The sequence below is a fragment of the Mesorhizobium shonense genome (genome assembly GCF_040545255.1).
Taxonomy (GTDB): domain Bacteria; phylum Pseudomonadota; class Alphaproteobacteria; order Rhizobiales; family Rhizobiaceae; genus Mesorhizobium; species Mesorhizobium shonense.
On sequence record NZ_JBEPLM010000003.1, the window covers coordinates 385,089 to 400,912 of the forward strand.

A 15,824-nucleotide genomic window follows, 5' to 3' on the forward strand; every position below is an offset into this window, starting at 1 on the left:
CGTGACCCGGTTAGGCGATGCCCATGACAGGGCGGTGAACGAAGCCGGCTAGCTGTTTGGTCAAATCCGCTTGGAAAGGCGACGGAACCAGGCCAGCGCCGGCATCTCGACAAAGCGCCAGGTGAACCAGGATGCGACGATGACGGCGATCAACATGGCTATGATCGCGGCGAGGCCGATCCACGGCGAGCCGACACCGAAGCCGGCCACCTGATCGCCGCGCAGCGTCATGTCGCCGACAATGCCAAGCCCGAGCTTGCGCTCGATCAGGCCGCCGACATTGATCAAACGCGCCTGCACGAAGATTTGGACCATGTAGATCGAGTAGGAGAGCGAGCCGAGCAGCAGCATCGGGCGGCTGCGCAGCAGCGCGCTGATCAGGCCGCCCTCATGGGCGAAGAGGTAGAGGGCCAGCGCGAAGACGACAGGTGCTGCAATGCCGGCGTCATTCGTGCCGGCGGCGGAGACGAATAGCCCGATCACCACGATCATGGCGAGCTCGGCCAGCGTCCAGGCGACGCGCCCTGCCCCGCCGCTACGTGCCTGTCGCGCCTCTGCAATGGAATCATGCTGAAACCACGCAAGCAGCGCTCCAAGCGAGAAGCCGTACAGGCAGCGGATGAAGCCGAAATCGAAGGACACGTCCATATGACGGGTCGAGAGGGCCAGCAGGAAGAAAGGCGCCGTGACAGCCGCGGCGACGAACCATATCCAGGCGTGGCGGCCGGCCGCGAACACCGCGCCGGCAAACAGCAGATAAGTGAAGAACTCGGCAGAGATGCTCCAGCTCGGCGCGTTCCAGCTCAGACGACCCTCAACCCCCATGCCCTGCAGCAGAAAGAGATTGGCAATGAGGCTTCTCAGATCGAAGCCGCCGGTGAAGGGCGCGGCGCCGGTTCCATGCACGGCCGGGAGCACAAGCCGTACCGCCTCGAAGCCAGCGAAAGCGGCAAGCATCAAAAGATGCAGCGGGTAGATGCGGCCGAAGCGCGCCAGCGCGAAACGGGCGAGCCCGTCCGGCTCGCTCAGCCGGCTGCCGTAGGAGCTGGCGATGACGAAGCCGGAAAGCACGAAGAAGAAGTCGACGAACAGATAGGAGCCGCCGACAAAGGCGCTCTGCGAGATCGTCGACGTCGTCGGAAAATGGAACAGCGCCACCAAAAGGGCACAGATGCCGCGCCAGGAATCCAGCACCAGGAAGCGCTCGCCAGCCACCGTGCCGGCGCGGATCGCCGCCGGCGGGGGTGCGAGGTTGAGCAAGGCAGCCTCGGTCATAATGGTACAAATCCTGTGTTGCCATGGCACTCGGCGAGCGCCATTCCGTCTCCGCAAGCTGTGACTGGCATGTTGCGTGCCGGTTCTGTAGTTGTGGCTGCCCGATGACAACCGAGGACCCGTAATGGCGAATAAAGAGATCGACCACGCCTTCACCGCCCGTTCAAGGACGGGCGCGTCGTTCGAGCCGACCTATGCCGGCGCGCTGTCGTTCATGCGGCGCAAATACACGAAGGACGTGAAGGGCGCGGACGCCGTTGTGTGGGGCATTCCTTTCGACGCCGCCGTCACCAACCGTCCGGGCGCCCGCTTCGGGCCACAGGCGATCCGCCGCGCCTCGGCGATCCTCGACAACGATCCGCAATACCCGTTCTCGCGCGACCTGTTCGAGCAACTCGCGGTAGTCGACTATGGCGATTGCCTGCTCGACAGCGGCAACCACCAGAAGACCCCCGGCACGATCGAGCGCGAGGCGGTCAAGATCCTGAAGTCAGGCGCTTTCCTTTTGACGCTCGGCGGCGATCATTTCGTCACCTGGCCGCTGCTCAAGGCGCATGCCGCGATCCACGGGCCGCTGGCCTTGGTGCAGTTCGACGCGCATCAGGACACATGGCCGGACGACGGCAAGCGCATCGACCACGGCTCCTTCGTCGCCCGGGCGGTGAATGAGGGCATCATCGATCCCGACCGCTCGATCCAGATCGGCATTCGTACGCATGCGCCGGACACCTTCGGCATCAAGATCCTCTACGGCCATGAGGTCGAGGAAATGCGGGCCTCCGACATCGCCTACGCGATCGTCGACCGCACCGGCGGCAGGAAGACCTATCTCACCTTCGACATCGATTGCCTCGACCCGGCTTTCGCGCCCGGTACCGGCACACCGGTGGCCGGCGGCCCGTCCTCGGCCAAGATGCTCTCGACGCTGCGCCAGCTCGGCCAGGTCGATATCGTCGGCGCCGACGTCGTCGAGGTTGCGCCGGCCTATGATCATGCCGATATTACGGCGATCGCCGGATCGATCATCGCCATGCACTATCTCGGCCTGGTGGCGGAGCGGAAGGCGAGGCTCGAGGACCTGAACAACGGCACTCATGCCGTGATGCATAACGCTCAAGGCATATAGCTTTGGAATCGCAGGGAATTTGGTAACCGATGAAACCGAAAATCTTCATTGACGGCGAGCATGGCACGACAGGCCTACAGATCAGGGCACTGCTGGCCGACCGCGACGACCTGGAGATCATCTCCATTCCCGCCGACCGCCGCAAGGAAGCCGCTGCCCGGGCCGAATTCCTCAACGCCGCCGATGTCGCGATCCTTTGCCTGCCGGATGCCGCAGCCAAGGAAAGCGTGTCGCTGATCGAGAACGACACGACAAAAGTCATCGACGCTTCGACCGCGCACCGCGTGGCCGAAGGCTGGGAATACGGCTTCGCCGAAATGGACAAAGACCAGGCGAAGAAGATCGCCAGCGCGAAACGCATCGCCAACCCCGGCTGCTGGCCCCAGGGGCCGATCGCGACGCTCCGCCCGCTGGTTTCCGCCGGCCTGCTGCCCGCCGATTTCCCGGTCACCGTCAACGGCATTTCCGGCTATTCCGGCGGCGGCCGCCCGATGATCGAGGACTATGTCGGCAAGGGCGAGGATGCGCCCGAATTCCTGCCTTATGGCCTGACGCTGCAGCACAAGCACGTGCCGGAACTCAGGACCTATGCGAAGCTGTCGCATGATCCGATCATGCAGCCGGCGGTCGGTAATTTCGCGCAAGGCATGATCACGGTGGTGCCGCTGCAGCTCGGCGGCCTCGACCGCGTGCCGACGGGCGTCGAGCTCCACGCGGCGATCGCCGACCACTTTGCCTCCATCGATGGCGGCGTCGTCGAGGTCGCGCCCTACACGCATATGGAGCGCATGCCGGAGATCGATCCGGAGGTCTATAACGGAACCAACCGGATGAAGGTCTATGTGTTCGCCAATGACGATCGGGCGCAGGCCCTGCTCTTGGCGGTCTATGACAATCTCGGCAAGGGTGCCTCGGGTGCGGCCGTGCAGAACCTGGACCTGATGCTCGGCATCAAGCACTGAGCGAGCTATCGGTCCACCTCTCCGTGTTACATCGGCGGGAAGGACAGGCTCAGCCCCTTTGCAATTAATGCCACGCCGACGCCAACGAGTAGCGCATATCTGCGTTTCATAGGTGGCCGCGTTGGCAAGGGATAAGCGCCCTTGGTGCCGCGCCAGTGCGCGGCGGCAAAGCCAAGCAAGACCAGCGCGATCGCCTGATGGGTCAACGCCATGTGCAGCGGCACCTGCATGAGCAGTGTGCCGATGCCGATCGAGGCCTGGACCAACACCAGTAAAAACAGCAGCGTGGCGCGGCGGGCATGCGTGGTGCCGGGCTGGCGGCGCCATGTGGCGATCATGTGCCAGAGCGCCACGACAAAGAGCGTATAGGCGCCGACCCGGTGCACGAATTGCACCGTCTTCGGATTCTCGAAGAAGTTCCGCCATGCCGGTTCGAGCAGCAGCAGGTCGGATGGGATCACCTTGCCGTCCATAAGCGGCCATGTGTTGTAGCTCATGCCGGCATGGAGGCCGGCAACCAGCCCGCCCAGATAGATCTGGATCAGCGCCAAAAGCACGATGAAGCCGGCGAGCCGCTGTGTCGGGCGGTCGGCGGCCGGCTCCGAATGCGGCGCAAGGCCCCGCGCGACCACCATGGTCGCGGTGAAGATCAGCGCGGCGATCGTCAGGTGCGTCGCCAGCCGGTACTGGCTGACCGAGACGCGGTCGACCAGGCCCGACGCCACCATCCACCAGCCGATGGCGCCCTGCAGGCCGCCAAGCAGAAGGATGCCGGCCAGTTTCGGCCCGAGGCCGCGTTCGATGCGGCGCGTCGCCCAGAAGAACAGCAGCGGCAAGGCGAAGACGACGCCGACGCTGCGCGCAAGGATACGGTGCACCCACTCCCACCAGAAGATCGACTTGAAAGCCTCGATGCTCATGCCCTTGTTGAGCTCGGTGTATTGCGGGATCTGCTGGTAACGCTGGAATTCTTCCTGCCATTCGGCATCGCTGAGCGGCGGGATCACGCCGTGGATCGGCTGCCATTCGGTGATCGAGAGGCCGGAACCGGTGAGCCTGGTGGAGCCTCCGACCAGGACCAGCGCAAACAGCACGATGACCACGAAATACAGCCAGCCGCGCACCAGCGCGCGGTTACGCAGATCGCGGTCGCGGGCGGCGTATGAAGCCGTGGCGGTGATGGCAGCCATGGGACGTTTCCCGGCAGTTTAAATCGCGGGATTGGTGGACCAAGGCAGGCCCGGTGGCAAGACCGGACAGCGCGGCACGCCGTCGCGCCGAAGCTCGAGAGTTGCGCGCACCGCCCAATCAGCCTAAGCGAAGCTGCTCAACGGGACCGCGACATGCCCATTCGCCTGAAAAAGCTGATTGGAACCATCCTGCTGGTGGCGCTGGTCATCATCTACGCGCTGATCGCTTCGGCCATCGCGGTGACCAGGCTCGCGGAATATGGTTCGATGGCGCACTTCCTGTTCTTCCTGCTCAGCGGCCTTCTGTGGGTGCTGCCGGCGATGGGCATTATCAAATGGCTGATCCTGGAGCCGCCTCGGAAGGGCTAAGGCGCCTCAGATCGTCACCACCATCTTGCCGGCATTGGCGAGCGGCGTCGTCACGCCCGACAGCATCGTGCGAATATGGGCGACGCTCTGGTAGCGGCCGTTGACCGAGATGCGCGGCAGCGCATGCAGGAAGCCGGCATGCTCGGCTCTGAGCACCCCGTGCCGGGTCGTCACCGCCGAGACATAGCCGGCGTCGCGGACCAAACCCACCTCGCGGCAGCCGACCGCTCTGGCATAGCCGTATGGGTAGGCGAAATGGCGCGGCTCCTGCCCGAGCCTTTCCTTGAGGATGCGCTTCACGTCGCCGATTTCATGCCGCGCATCGGCCTCGGAAAGCCGCTTGAGGTTGCGGTGATTGATGGTATGCGCGCCGATCGTCACCAGCGGATGCGCGGTCATTCTCAGGATCTCGTCCCAGTTCATCAGGATGCCGGGACGGCCGGTGTCCAGTTCGATCCCGTTGGAGCGCGCCAGTTCGCGCAGCGCCGCCCCCTGCGCTTCCTCGCGCACCTCGAGGGTCAGCCAGGCATTCAGCCGGGCAACGGCCTGAATCTTTCTGCCGGGTGTCGAGCAATCGACGACCGTCGACCCGCTCGCCGTCTTCAGCGTAAGCCGCGAGCTCGTGTCGACGATATCCTCGACCAGGTCCCACCACAGGTCGGCCGCGCCGTCGATCAAGCCGGGCGCGACATAGATGGTGATAGGCGCGCCGTGCTTTTCCAGCACCGGAAGCGCCTCCGTCATGTTGTCGCGATAGGCATCGTCGGCGGTGATTGTGGCGAACTGACCGCCCTTGCCGCCAATCTTGATGCGCTCGATCGCTTCATCAAGGGTAACAAAGGCATAGCCCCTTGCCTTCATGTCGGCGATCAGCTTGTCAAGGAATGCAGGGGCGATGTTCAGATGGCGATTGACACTGTTCGGCTTCTCCGGCGTCGCGGTGACACGATGCAGCATCAAGATGGCGCCGATGCCGCCGACCAACGGCTTCGCGAGCGGGGCGAGGCCGGTATAGCGGGCAACGTTCAAGGCCAGTTTCCGGATCGCCTCGCCCCCGTCGATCATTCCTTCACCTTTTGCGCCTAGGCTCATCCAAGCACGACGCCTATGCGAACCCCAGGTTGCAACCAATACGTCTTAAGGATTGAGGGATGGTTGACGCCGCCGCTTCATTTGACGGCAATCGGGTCGCGGCCAACGAAGCGCCGGCGCGTGCGCCTGCCTCGAGCCAGAGCCGGTTGACGGCATCGGTGAGCGACGGCCTAGCGGACTATGCGGAGTTCTGCGCCTCGGCGCTGTTTGCCCCGGCGCAGAGCCCGTCCTGGGTGCGCAACTGGGCGGCCGAGACAAAGGCCGATATGGTGATCGCCACGCTGAACACCGACAGCCGACCGGCGCTTTCGCTGGCGCTGGAAGTCGTCCGAACCGGCCCGTTCCGCGTCGCCCGGTTCGCGGGCGGACGTCATGCCAACGGCAATTTCCCCGCCGCCGACCCGCGGTTTTTGCCGGCCATCGACGGTCCGGCGATCCGCTCGTTGTTCTCGGCCATCGCCAAGGCGCGGCCGGGCATCGATCTCGTTTCGCTGGAGCGGCTGCTGCCCGATCTCGACGGCCTCGCCAATCCGCTCGCCGCGCTGCCGAATTTTCCGAGCCCGAACCTTGCGCTCGCGGTCGATCTCGACGGAGGATTCGATGCGCTGCTCGCCCGTGCGAGCGGCAAGCGCAAGCGCAAGAAGCATCGCTCGCAGACACGCAAATTCGAGGCCGTCGGCAGCTTCCGCCGCATCGAGGCGCGAAGCCGCGAAGAGGTCGACAGGCTTCTCGACGCCTTCTTCGACATGAAGGAGGTGCGCTTCGCCAAGATGGGAATCGCCAACGTCTTCGGCGACGAAGAGGTGCGTGCCTTCTTCCGGGCGCTGTTTGCCGATGCGCTTGCCGAGGAAAAGCCATCCTTCCTGCTGCATGGCCTGGATGTAGCGGGCAAACTTCGCGCCGTTACCGGCGCCAGCCGCTCGGGCAAACGCCTGATCTGCGAGTTCGGCGCGATCGCCGAGGACGATCTCGCATTCACCAGCCCCGGCGACTTCCTGTTCTTCGACAACATCCAGGAAGCTTGCGAGCTCGGTTTCGCTGCCTACGATTTCTCGGTCGGCGACGAGCCTTACAAGCGGCTCTGGTGCGACATCGAGGTCCAGCATTTCGAGGCGCTTGCGCCGTTGACGCTGAAGGGCCGGGCGCTGGCGACGGGGCTTAGGCAAGGCGCGCGGGCAAAGGCGTTCATCAAGAACAATCCGACGGTCTGGAAGCTCACCAAGATGCTGCGCCGGAAGACTGCCGGACAGGCCGCACCTGCTGTTGTCGAAGACGACAGCTAGTTGAGAGCGGCCTGGTAAAGCGCTGTTTGGGCGTGCTTTTTGAGACGCAGCGCCGCTGCTCATCGTGGTGCGGGGCGCCGCTGTATGCTGGCAAGGTTCAAGTCTAACTACGCCGCCTGAACGATCTCGACCAGTTCAACGTCGAACACCAGGTCCTTTCCGGCCAACGGATGATTGCCGTCGAGCTTGACGCTGGCGTCGTCCACGCCGACGACCGTTACTTGCATGGGGCGCCCTTCCTGCGTGCGGGCTTGCAATTGGGTGCCAATATCGACGTTGACGTTTTCCGGCACGCTGGCGCGGTCGATGGTCACCACGGCTTCGGGGCGACGGGGACCATAGGCGGCGTCGGCGGGAACGGTGATGGTACTTTTGGCGCCAACCTCCATGCCCTCGACATGGGTTTCGAGACCGGGAATTACCTGCCCTTCACCCAGTGTAAATTGCAGCGGTTCACTGCCGGAGGAATCGAATTGAGTGCCGTCGACCAGACGTCCAGTATAGTTGATGCGTACAGTGTCGCCATTCTTGGCCTGTGTCATAGCAGCCATCCTTTTGGGAGTTTTTGAGGGACCGGCCTAGAGCTCACGAGTCCCGTTCTCGATCATCCACGCACGAAAGCGCGCGGCGCGAAACGTTAAAACTAGGTACCCTGCCGCCGATGTAAAGTGCTGGAGCTGCTTGGTCCGGTCTCGCACCTAAAGCGCGTCGCGCTGAAACGGATTCAGGCGACGCGTTTTAGGTCTTTGTTTTATGCATGTCGTTTTCGCAAAACCGCTGCGCACTTTTGCGCGACATGCATTGAGGACTGTCGCGCCCGATACCGACTGAATCGTGCTCGATTCGTCTCGGTCTTTTCCTCCGGTACCTCGGGGCAATCGTTAGCAGGGCGATGCAGAACGGCCCTGTCGGCGTTCAGCCTTATGCAGCCGAGCGACGTCCGGGCAATGGATTTCCCGGCTCGTGACCGGCCGGGGTCACCAGCGTGACATCCGGGTAGCCGTTCTCGATCAGCTTCACCGCCGCCTGCGTCACCTCGTCATCGGCTTCGAGCATCGACAGGAAGACTTCCGTGCCGTCGCCGACGAGGCGGCTGATGCCTTGCGCGTCGGCCGGACCGCATTCGACGACGACGAGGTCGTAAGCCGTGGTCAGCGACTGCATGATGATCGGCAGGCGGTCGGCGGCGCGCATCGCGCGGACCGGATCGGCGGTGCCGACCGGAATGACGTGGGCGTCGGAATAGAGATCGGGGTGAATGACGTCGCTGAACTGCGCTTCGGAGGCAAGCAGATTGGTGATGCCGGGGAAAAGCCCGCTCTCCAGCATCGGGCGCGAGGCGGCGCCCGAGGCGGTGAGATCGAGCAAGAGCACGCGCAAGCCCGCATCCGACACCTCGCGCGCCACCAGCACGGCGGTGGCGGCAGCCTCATCGCCTTCCGGGGAGACGAAGATGGCGCGCGCGGCACCCGAGGCGATCAGCTTTTCCGCCGCCTTGTCGACATCGATCTCGCCCAGCCTGGACTGCCACGGCTGAGGCGATTCCGCCTCTGCCGGCTCGCCAGGCGCCGCCACCATCGTGGCGCCCTGCCCGATCCGGTCTTCGGCGACCGAATCGTCGCTGTCTTCGTCCTCGGCTTCGGCGCCTGTCGGCTCGGTCCGCGCCACCGGCATCGCCACCTGCTCGATCGGTTCGAATCTGGCGCCTGCGGCCGGCCGCATGGCACGGCCGGAGAACAATTCCTTCAGAAGCGTGCCGATCGCCATCAGCAGCAGCGACGCAGCCGCTGCTGCGCCCGTGATTGGGCCGATCTTCGGGAAATAGGGTTCCGTCGGCACCTGCACCTTCGAGAGCAGACGGGCATCCACCGGCAGATAGTTGCGGTCGGCGCGCGAGGCCGCCTCGCGGTAGCTCGCCATATAGGATTCGAGCTGCTGGCGTTGCGCATTGGCGTCGCGCTGCAGCGCGTCGAGTTGCACCTGCTGTTCGCCGGCACGGGCCGAGGCGGCCTTCAGCTGGTTGACCTCCTCGACGAGCTGGTCCTCGCGAGCCTTGGCCGTCTGCGCCTGGGTCGTCAATCCCTTCAGGATCTTCTGTGCCTCGTTGCGGATCTGGCCGCCGAGATCGGCAAGCTGCGACTTCAGCGCCCGGATGCGGGGATGGTTGTCGAGCAAGGTCGTCGACAGGTCGGCAATGTTGGTCCTCAGTTCCACCTGTCGCTCGAGCAGGCGCTGGATCAATTCGGAAGACAGAACTTCCGGCACGCTGTCGAGCGTGCCGCCATTCTGCAGCGCCTTGCGCACGCTGTCGGCGGTCGCCTCGGCGGCGGCACGATTGGCACGCACTCGCGAAAGCTCGGTCGACAGTTCGGAGAGCTGCTGAGTCGCGAGCACCGAATTGTTGCCACCCATCAAAAGGTCGGATTGCGCACGGTAGGCGGCGACCTTGGCTTCGGCCTCCTTCACCCGATTCTGCAGATCGGTGATTTCCGGGCCGAGAAAGCCGGTGGCGGCGGTGTTCGATTCCTTCTTCGCGTTGCCCTTTGAGGCAAGGTAGGCCTGGGCGATGGCGTCCGCGACCTGCGCGGCAAGCTTTGGATCCCTCGAACAGAACTCGACGGCAATAACACGAGATTTTTCAACGCCGTAGACGTTGAGCTTATCGTGCATTGCATTGAGCACCCGCTCTTCCGGCGGAATGTCGAAGGGATCGCTCTTCAGGCCGACAAGGACAAGGGCGCGGCTGAGCGCCGACATCCTCAGCGTCTCGTCGAATTCGGGCAATTTCTCCAGATTGAGGTCCGCCGCAACCTTCTTGAGGATGTCGGGGGACGATATGATCTGGACCTCGGTGGCCACCGCCTCCTCGTCGGTTGCAGGCTTGTCGTCGCTGGTCGAGCCGGCCGGCCGCGTGAACACCGATTCGCGCGGCCCTATCTCCAACTTGGCCACCGCTTTATATTGCGGCGTGGCGAGCCAGGCGAATGCAAACGCCAGCCCGGTGACCACGAGCGTGACGAGAACGATGCGCAGCCAGTTCCTCGCCAGGCTGGCGAAGAGCTGTCTCAGGTCGACATCGACATCTGCGGCCGCGGACTGAACGGACATGCATCCTGCTCCGGAACTTTGAGTCGAGGATGGACCGTAAACAACTATGGTAACTCAGCCGTTAAGATCAGAATGCGCACTTATTAGACAGCACTCAAAGAACATCGGCTGAAAGCAATAGAACAATTGGTTTTTTTACCGGCCGTCATCGCTTTCGGGCGCAGCCCTTTACCGGCCATTAACCCTAACAGGATGATAACGGGCGCACTTCCTGGGGTGGCCGCAGCACTGGCGGCGAGAGCGACGAAGGTTCGTGTCCGATCATGAAAAGCACTGCTCATCTCTTTCGCGCCATGCTTGCCCTGTCGCTGCTTACCGGCTGTTCCAGCTACCGCCCGACGCCCGCCGCCTTCCATGAAGTGCTCGACCAGCCTTACAGACTCGGCGCCGGCGATCGCATCCGCGTCACCGTGTTCGAGCAGGACGGGTTGACCAACACCTACAGCGTCGACCAGTCCGGCTACATCTCCTTCCCGCTCGTCGGCGCCGTGCCGGCGCGCGGCCACACCGCCCAGCAGCTGGAAAAGGAAATCGCCGACAAATTGCGCCAGGGCTACCTGCGCGATCCCGACGTCTCGGTCGAGATCGATCGCTACCGGCCGATCTTCGTCATGGGCGAGGTCGGCGCCGCGGGGCAGTATTCCTATGTACCGGGCCTCACCGTGCAAAAGGCGATCGCGATCGCCGGAGGCTTCACGCCGCGCGCCAACCAGGAAAGCGTCGACATCACCCGCGATATCAACGGCAAGGTCATGACCGGCAGGGTGCAGACCTCCGACCCGCTCCTGCCCGGCGACACCGTCTACGTCCGCGAACGGCTGTTCTGAAAACCGACGTGGCGGCACACCTGCGCATCGTCCACTGCTTCCGCTCACCTGTCGGGGGAATTTTCCGGCACGTGCGCGACCTGGCCGAGGCGCAGGTCGCCGCCGGCCATTCCGTGGGCATCGTCTGCGATTCGACCACGGGCGGCGACTATGAGGAGCGGCTGTTCGAGGCTATGAAGGAGAGCCTGGCGCTCGGCATCCATCGCACGCCGATGCAGCGTCACATCGGGCCGGGCGATCTTGCGGCGGCCTGGCGCACTTATGGAATCATCAAGGAATTGCGGCCGGACGTGCTGCACGGGCACGGCGCCAAGGGTGGCGCCTATGCCCGTCTGTTCGGCTCACTGTTGCGGGTTTCAAGGTCTCGCGTGGCCCGCCTTTATTCGCCGCATGGCGGCTCGCTCCACTATGACGAAACGACGGCTACCGGAAAGCTGTTCTTCGCGCTGGAGCGCTTTATGGCGCGCTTCACAGATTGCCTGCTGTTCGTCTCCGACTATGAACGGAAAACCTATCGTCGGAAGGTCGGCGAGCCGCCTATCCCCAACAGGCTGGTCTATAACGGCCTGCGGGCTGTCGAGTTCGAACCGGTGGCGACGGCGGCGGATGCCGCCGATCTCTTATACATCGGCATGATGCGCGACCTCAAAGGTCCGGACATCTTCATCGATGCGCTGGCGCTGGCCGGCAGCGAGCTTGGCCGCCCGCTGAGCGCGGTGATGGTCGGCGATGGCGATGACCTGCCGCGCTACCACACCCAGGTGGAACGGCTCGGGCTTGCCGGCCATGTCCGTTTCCTCCCACCGATGCCGGCCAAAGAAGCCTTCGCGCTGGCCGAACTGATCGTCGTCCCGTCCCGCGCGGAGGCCATGCCTTACATCGTGCTCGAGGCGCTGGCCGCCGGCATGCCGATGATCGCGACCGCCGTCGGCGGCATTCCGGAAATCTTCGGCGAAGGCTCCCCTGCCCTGATATGGCCGGATGCCGGCCGGCTCGCCGACAGGCTCAGAACGGCTCTCAACGATCTCGGCGCTTACCGGAAGCTGATGCCGCAGGGCGGCGAGCTGAAGGCGCGATTCGGCGCCGACGTGATGGCAGCCGAGATCGAGAAGGCTTATTTCGCGGCGCTGACACTTTAGAATTTACTAATTTTCTTGCGCCATGAGAAGAACGTCAGTCCTCACAGGCAACAATACGCATTCAAAACCGCCGGTTGTTTCAAGGCTTTCTTAGCTCTCTTTTGCTATCCACTTTTGCGTAGCTTGCGGACAATCCCATGAACGAGATCGATCCCGCGCGCCGCTTTTCCATGGATGCGGTGCGCAAATTCGACGGCCCGGCCGAGGGCGAAGCGCCCAGCGGCATCAATGATGTCGCGCGCCAGGTCGCTTCCCAGTATCGGCGCGATACGATGTCGCCGATCATGGTCAGCGGCGTGCTGCGCATGGTCGAATTCGCGGTGCTGTTCCTTTCGGGACTCGGCCTCTATTTCTATTTTGTCGGCTTCTTCAACTATCTCGTCTGGCAATATCCGCTGACCATCGCGGCTTCTTCGTTCCTGGCGGTGGTGCTGCTCGACGTCACCGACAGCTACCAGATCGCGGCGCTGATGCGCCCCCTCGCCAATTTCGGCCGCGTACTGCTCGTCTGGGCCGGCACCTTCGCGCTGATGGCGCTCACGGCCTTCGCCATGAAGGCCTCGGAGGACTATTCGCGCCTGCTGTTCGGCACCTGGTTCGTGGTCGGCTTCGTGCTCATCTTCGGCCTGAGACTGGTGATGTCCAGGCTGATCAGGCGCTGGGCGCGCGACGGCCGGATGGAGCGCCGCGCCGTCATTGTCGGCGGCGGCAAGTCGGCCGAAATGCTGATCCGGTCGGTCGAAAAACAGCCCTACAATGACATCCGTATCTGCGGCATCTTCGACGACCGCGGCGACAAGCGCTCGCCGCCGATCGTTGCCGGCTACCCGAAGCTCGGCACGATCTCTGAACTGATCGAATTCGCCCGCATAGCGCGCATCGACATGCTGATCGTGTCGCTGCCGCTGACGGCCGAATCGCGCGTGCTGCAGCTTCTGAAGAAGCTCTGGGTGCTGCCGGTCGACATCCGGCTCTCGGCGCATTCCAACGCGCTGCAGTTCCGGCCGCGCGCCTATTCCTATATCGGCTCCGTGCCGATGCTCGACATTTTCGACAAGCCGATCAACGACTGGGATTCGGTCGCCAAGCGCAGCTTCGACATCATCTTCTCGCTCGTCGGCATCGTCCTCTTCTCGCCGGTGATGCTCGCCACCGCGTTCGCCATCAAGCTCGACAGCAAGGGCCCTGTGCTGTTCAAGCAGAAGCGGCACGGCTTCAACAACGAGATCATCGAGGTCTACAAGTTCCGCTCGATGTATACCGACAAATCGGATCCGACGGCCAAGCAGACGGTGACCAAGAACGATCCGCGCGTCACCCGCGTCGGCCGCTTCATCCGCAAGACCTCGATCGACGAGCTGCCGCAGTTCTTCAACTCGCTGTTCGGTTCGCTGTCGCTGGTCGGGCCTCGCCCGCATGCGATCGCCGCGCAGTCGCACAATTTGCTCTACAACGAGGTGGTCGACGGCTATTTCGCCCGCCACAAGGTCAAGCCCGGCGTTACCGGCTGGGCGCAGATCAATGGCTGGCGCGGCGAGATGGACACCAATGAAAAGATCCGCATGCGCACCGAATACGATCTCTATTACATCGAGAACTGGTCGATGCTGTTCGACCTGCGCATCCTTTTCCTGACGCCGGTCCGCCTGCTCAACACGGAAAACGCCTATTGAGCGCGGTCGCACATGAACTGCCAGCGTCGGCGGTCAACGCCAAGCTGATCGCGCTGATTTCGTCGGCAGCGATCGCCGTCGGCATCCTGCTTTCCGGCTTCGTCATCAGCGAGCCCGCGCCTTACGAGCTCTACATGGCCGGGCTGATCGCCGTCTGGGCGCTGTTCGGACTGAAAATATCGCGAGCGATAGTGCCGCTGCTGTTGCTGCTCGTGGCGATGAACATCGGCGGCATGATCGCAATGACGCAAATGGCGGATCTCGCCAACACGCCGCTCTATCTTGCGGTCTCGCTGTTTCTCGCCTTCAGCGCGGTTTTCTTCGCCTCGGTGACATCGGTCCAGCCCGACCTCTACCGGCTGATCTTCGTCGCCTATGTGGTCTCGGCCGTCGCGACCTCGCTGCTTGGCATCGCCGGCTATTTCCATGCCTTTCCGGGCGCGGAGATGTTCACCAAATACGACCGCGCCGCCGGCGCTTTCCAGGATCCGAACGTGTTCGGGCCGTTCCTGGTATTGCCCGGCACCTACCTGCTCTACCTGCTGCTCACCGGCCCGGTGTCGCGCATGCCGCTGCTTGCGGTGCCGCTGCTGATTATCACCGCCGGCATCTTCTTCTCCTTCTCGCGCGGCGCCTGGGGTATGTTCGCGGTGTCGGCGGTGCTGCTCACCGCTTGCCTCTTCCTGCAGAGCGCCAGCGGCATGTTCCGGCTGAGGGTCGTGGTGATGACGATCGCCGCGTTGGCGTTACTGGTCATCGCCATCCTCGTCATCCTGCAGCTGCCCGGCGTGTCGGACATGTTCACGCAGCGCGCGCAGCTCGAGCAGAGCTACGACACGGCGCGGTTAGGCCGCTTCGCCCGCTACACGATCGGCTTCCAGCTGGCGCTGGAGCACCCGTTCGGCATCGGCCCGCTGGTTTTCGGCACGATCTATGGCGAGGACACGCACGACATCTGGCTGAAGGCGCTGATGGACTATGGCTGGCTGGGCTTCGTCTCGTTCCTGACGCTGACCCTATGGACGATCGGTGCCGGCTTCCGCATCCTCCTGCGCGACCGGCCCTGGCAGCCCTACCTGCTTTGCGCCTATGTCGCCTATCTCGGCAATATCGGGCTTGGCACCTTCATCGACATCGACCACTGGCGCCATCTCTACCTGCTGCTCGGTCTGATCTGGGGCGCGATCGCGCTGGAGTACCGGCATCAGAAGGAATTGCGGCTGGCGCGGCCCGTTGCTGTCCCTGCAATATGATCGGCAAGATAGCCGCCGAATTCGGTTGACCGGCACGGGGTTATCACGATACATCGCCACCCGGTCCGGAGTGTAGCGCAGCCCGGTAGCGCACTTGACTGGGGGTCAAGGGGTCGTCGGTTCGAATCCGGCCACTCCGACCATCATAAAATCAAGGACTTACCCCCAAAGTCCGACGTCCCGAAATCGCTGAAAAATCCACCCTGGGGAGGTTCTGGGTGACAAAAACCCGGAACCCGAAGCCTCCGGGAATTTGCGGCATCGGGCTCGCCATCGCGGAATAAGAAAACGCCCGCCACGTTTTCGCAGCGGGCGCTAGTTCGGGAGGAAATGAACGCGCGCGGCCAGGGGCGTCCCCTTGCCCATCTGACGAGGGTACGCCTCGCCTGGCTGGATAATAAGCGCGCAGCAGTTGAAGCGCCGCATATTCGAGTTGCGTGACTTTTCTGCCACAGAGACAAGAACGCCGGGGCTCGCGGGGAGGTCAGACAAATAGATCATATGACCATCCACTGGTCATTTGCGGC

13 protein-coding genes and 1 tRNA gene are annotated in these 15,824 nt (G+C 63.4%); 9 read left to right on the forward strand and 5 right to left on the reverse strand.

All coding sequences use genetic code 11. From position 1 onward, the window contains the following. Window positions 1–60: 60 nt before the first annotated feature. The gene (locus ABID26_RS11365) at window positions 61–1,275 is read right to left on the reverse strand and encodes an acyltransferase family protein (RefSeq protein WP_354415386.1); all 1,215 of its coding nucleotides are present in this window, start codon (window positions 1,273–1,275) and stop codon (window positions 61–63) included. A gap of 124 nt (window positions 1,276–1,399) precedes the next feature. Between ABID26_RS11365 and speB the strand changes: the two genes are divergently transcribed. Together speB and argC are read left to right on the forward strand one after the other, a co-directional pair. Next, complete coding sequence (gene speB, locus ABID26_RS11370) at window positions 1,400–2,401, forward strand: agmatinase (RefSeq protein WP_126100158.1); 1,002 nt, start codon at window positions 1,400–1,402, stop codon at window positions 2,399–2,401. A 29-nt stretch (window positions 2,402–2,430) separates the two neighbouring features. After that, entirely contained in the window at window positions 2,431–3,363 is a 933-nt protein-coding gene (gene argC, locus ABID26_RS11375) for an N-acetyl-gamma-glutamyl-phosphate reductase (protein ID WP_292304752.1), read from the forward strand. A gap of 26 nt (window positions 3,364–3,389) precedes the next feature. On the opposite strand, the gene ABID26_RS11380 is transcribed toward argC, so the two are convergent. Beyond that, window positions 3,390–4,553: a COX15/CtaA family protein gene (locus ABID26_RS11380; RefSeq protein ID WP_292304751.1), complete on the reverse strand. Its 1,164-nt coding sequence runs from the start codon at window positions 4,551–4,553 to the stop codon at window positions 3,390–3,392. 153 nt (window positions 4,554–4,706) lie between these two features. Between ABID26_RS11380 and ABID26_RS11385 the strand changes: the two genes are divergently transcribed. Further along, window positions 4,707–4,922, forward strand: coding sequence for a DUF2842 domain-containing protein (locus ABID26_RS11385; protein WP_126100156.1), 216 nt, complete (start codon window positions 4,707–4,709; stop codon window positions 4,920–4,922). A gap of 6 nt (window positions 4,923–4,928) precedes the next feature. On the opposite strand, the gene ABID26_RS11390 is transcribed toward ABID26_RS11385, so the two are convergent. Beyond that, the gene (locus ABID26_RS11390) at window positions 4,929–5,987 is read right to left on the reverse strand and encodes a polysaccharide deacetylase family protein (protein ID WP_292304750.1); all 1,059 of its coding nucleotides are present in this window, start codon (window positions 5,985–5,987) and stop codon (window positions 4,929–4,931) included. Window positions 5,988–6,073: 86 nt separating this feature from the next. Here ABID26_RS11390 and ABID26_RS11395 point away from each other — a divergent pair, with 86 nt between their 5' ends. After that, window positions 6,074–7,297, forward strand: a complete 1,224-nt coding sequence (locus ABID26_RS11395) for a GNAT family N-acetyltransferase (protein WP_354415391.1) — start codon at window positions 6,074–6,076, stop codon at window positions 7,295–7,297. Window positions 7,298–7,404: 107 nt separating this feature from the next. Here ABID26_RS11395 and ABID26_RS11400 read toward each other — a convergent pair whose 3' ends face one another. After that, window positions 7,405–7,839 carry an FKBP-type peptidyl-prolyl cis-trans isomerase gene (locus tag ABID26_RS11400; RefSeq protein WP_292303611.1) on the reverse strand — a complete coding sequence of 145 codons (435 nt, stop codon included), beginning with the start codon at window positions 7,837–7,839 and terminating at the stop codon, window positions 7,405–7,407. Between the two features lie 379 nt (window positions 7,840–8,218). Continuing rightward, window positions 8,219–10,405: a GumC family protein gene (locus ABID26_RS11405; protein WP_292303609.1), complete on the reverse strand. Its 2,187-nt coding sequence runs from the start codon at window positions 10,403–10,405 to the stop codon at window positions 8,219–8,221. A 263-nt stretch (window positions 10,406–10,668) separates the two neighbouring features. Between ABID26_RS11405 and ABID26_RS11410 the strand changes: the two genes are divergently transcribed. From ABID26_RS11410 to ABID26_RS11430, 5 genes are all read left to right on the forward strand, one after another. Next, on the forward strand, window positions 10,669–11,232 hold the full coding sequence (locus tag ABID26_RS11410; protein ID WP_059184846.1) for a polysaccharide biosynthesis/export family protein: 564 nt from the start codon (window positions 10,669–10,671) through the stop codon (window positions 11,230–11,232). An 8-nt stretch (window positions 11,233–11,240) separates the two neighbouring features. Continuing rightward, complete coding sequence (locus ABID26_RS11415) at window positions 11,241–12,371, forward strand: glycosyltransferase (protein WP_292303607.1); 1,131 nt, start codon at window positions 11,241–11,243, stop codon at window positions 12,369–12,371. 137 nt (window positions 12,372–12,508) lie between these two features. Continuing rightward, window positions 12,509–14,044 (forward strand): undecaprenyl-phosphate glucose phosphotransferase, encoded by a 1,536-nt coding sequence (locus tag ABID26_RS11420; protein ID WP_126100150.1) that lies wholly within the window; start codon window positions 12,509–12,511, stop codon window positions 14,042–14,044. After that, window positions 14,041–15,297, forward strand: coding sequence for an O-antigen ligase family protein (locus ABID26_RS11425; protein WP_292303604.1), 1,257 nt, complete (start codon window positions 14,041–14,043; stop codon window positions 15,295–15,297). The genes ABID26_RS11420 and ABID26_RS11425 overlap by 4 nt, the downstream gene beginning before the upstream one ends. Before the next feature lie 66 nt (window positions 15,298–15,363). Continuing rightward, window positions 15,364–15,440, forward strand: a tRNA-Pro gene (locus tag ABID26_RS11430). Window positions 15,441–15,824 lie beyond the last annotated feature (384 nt).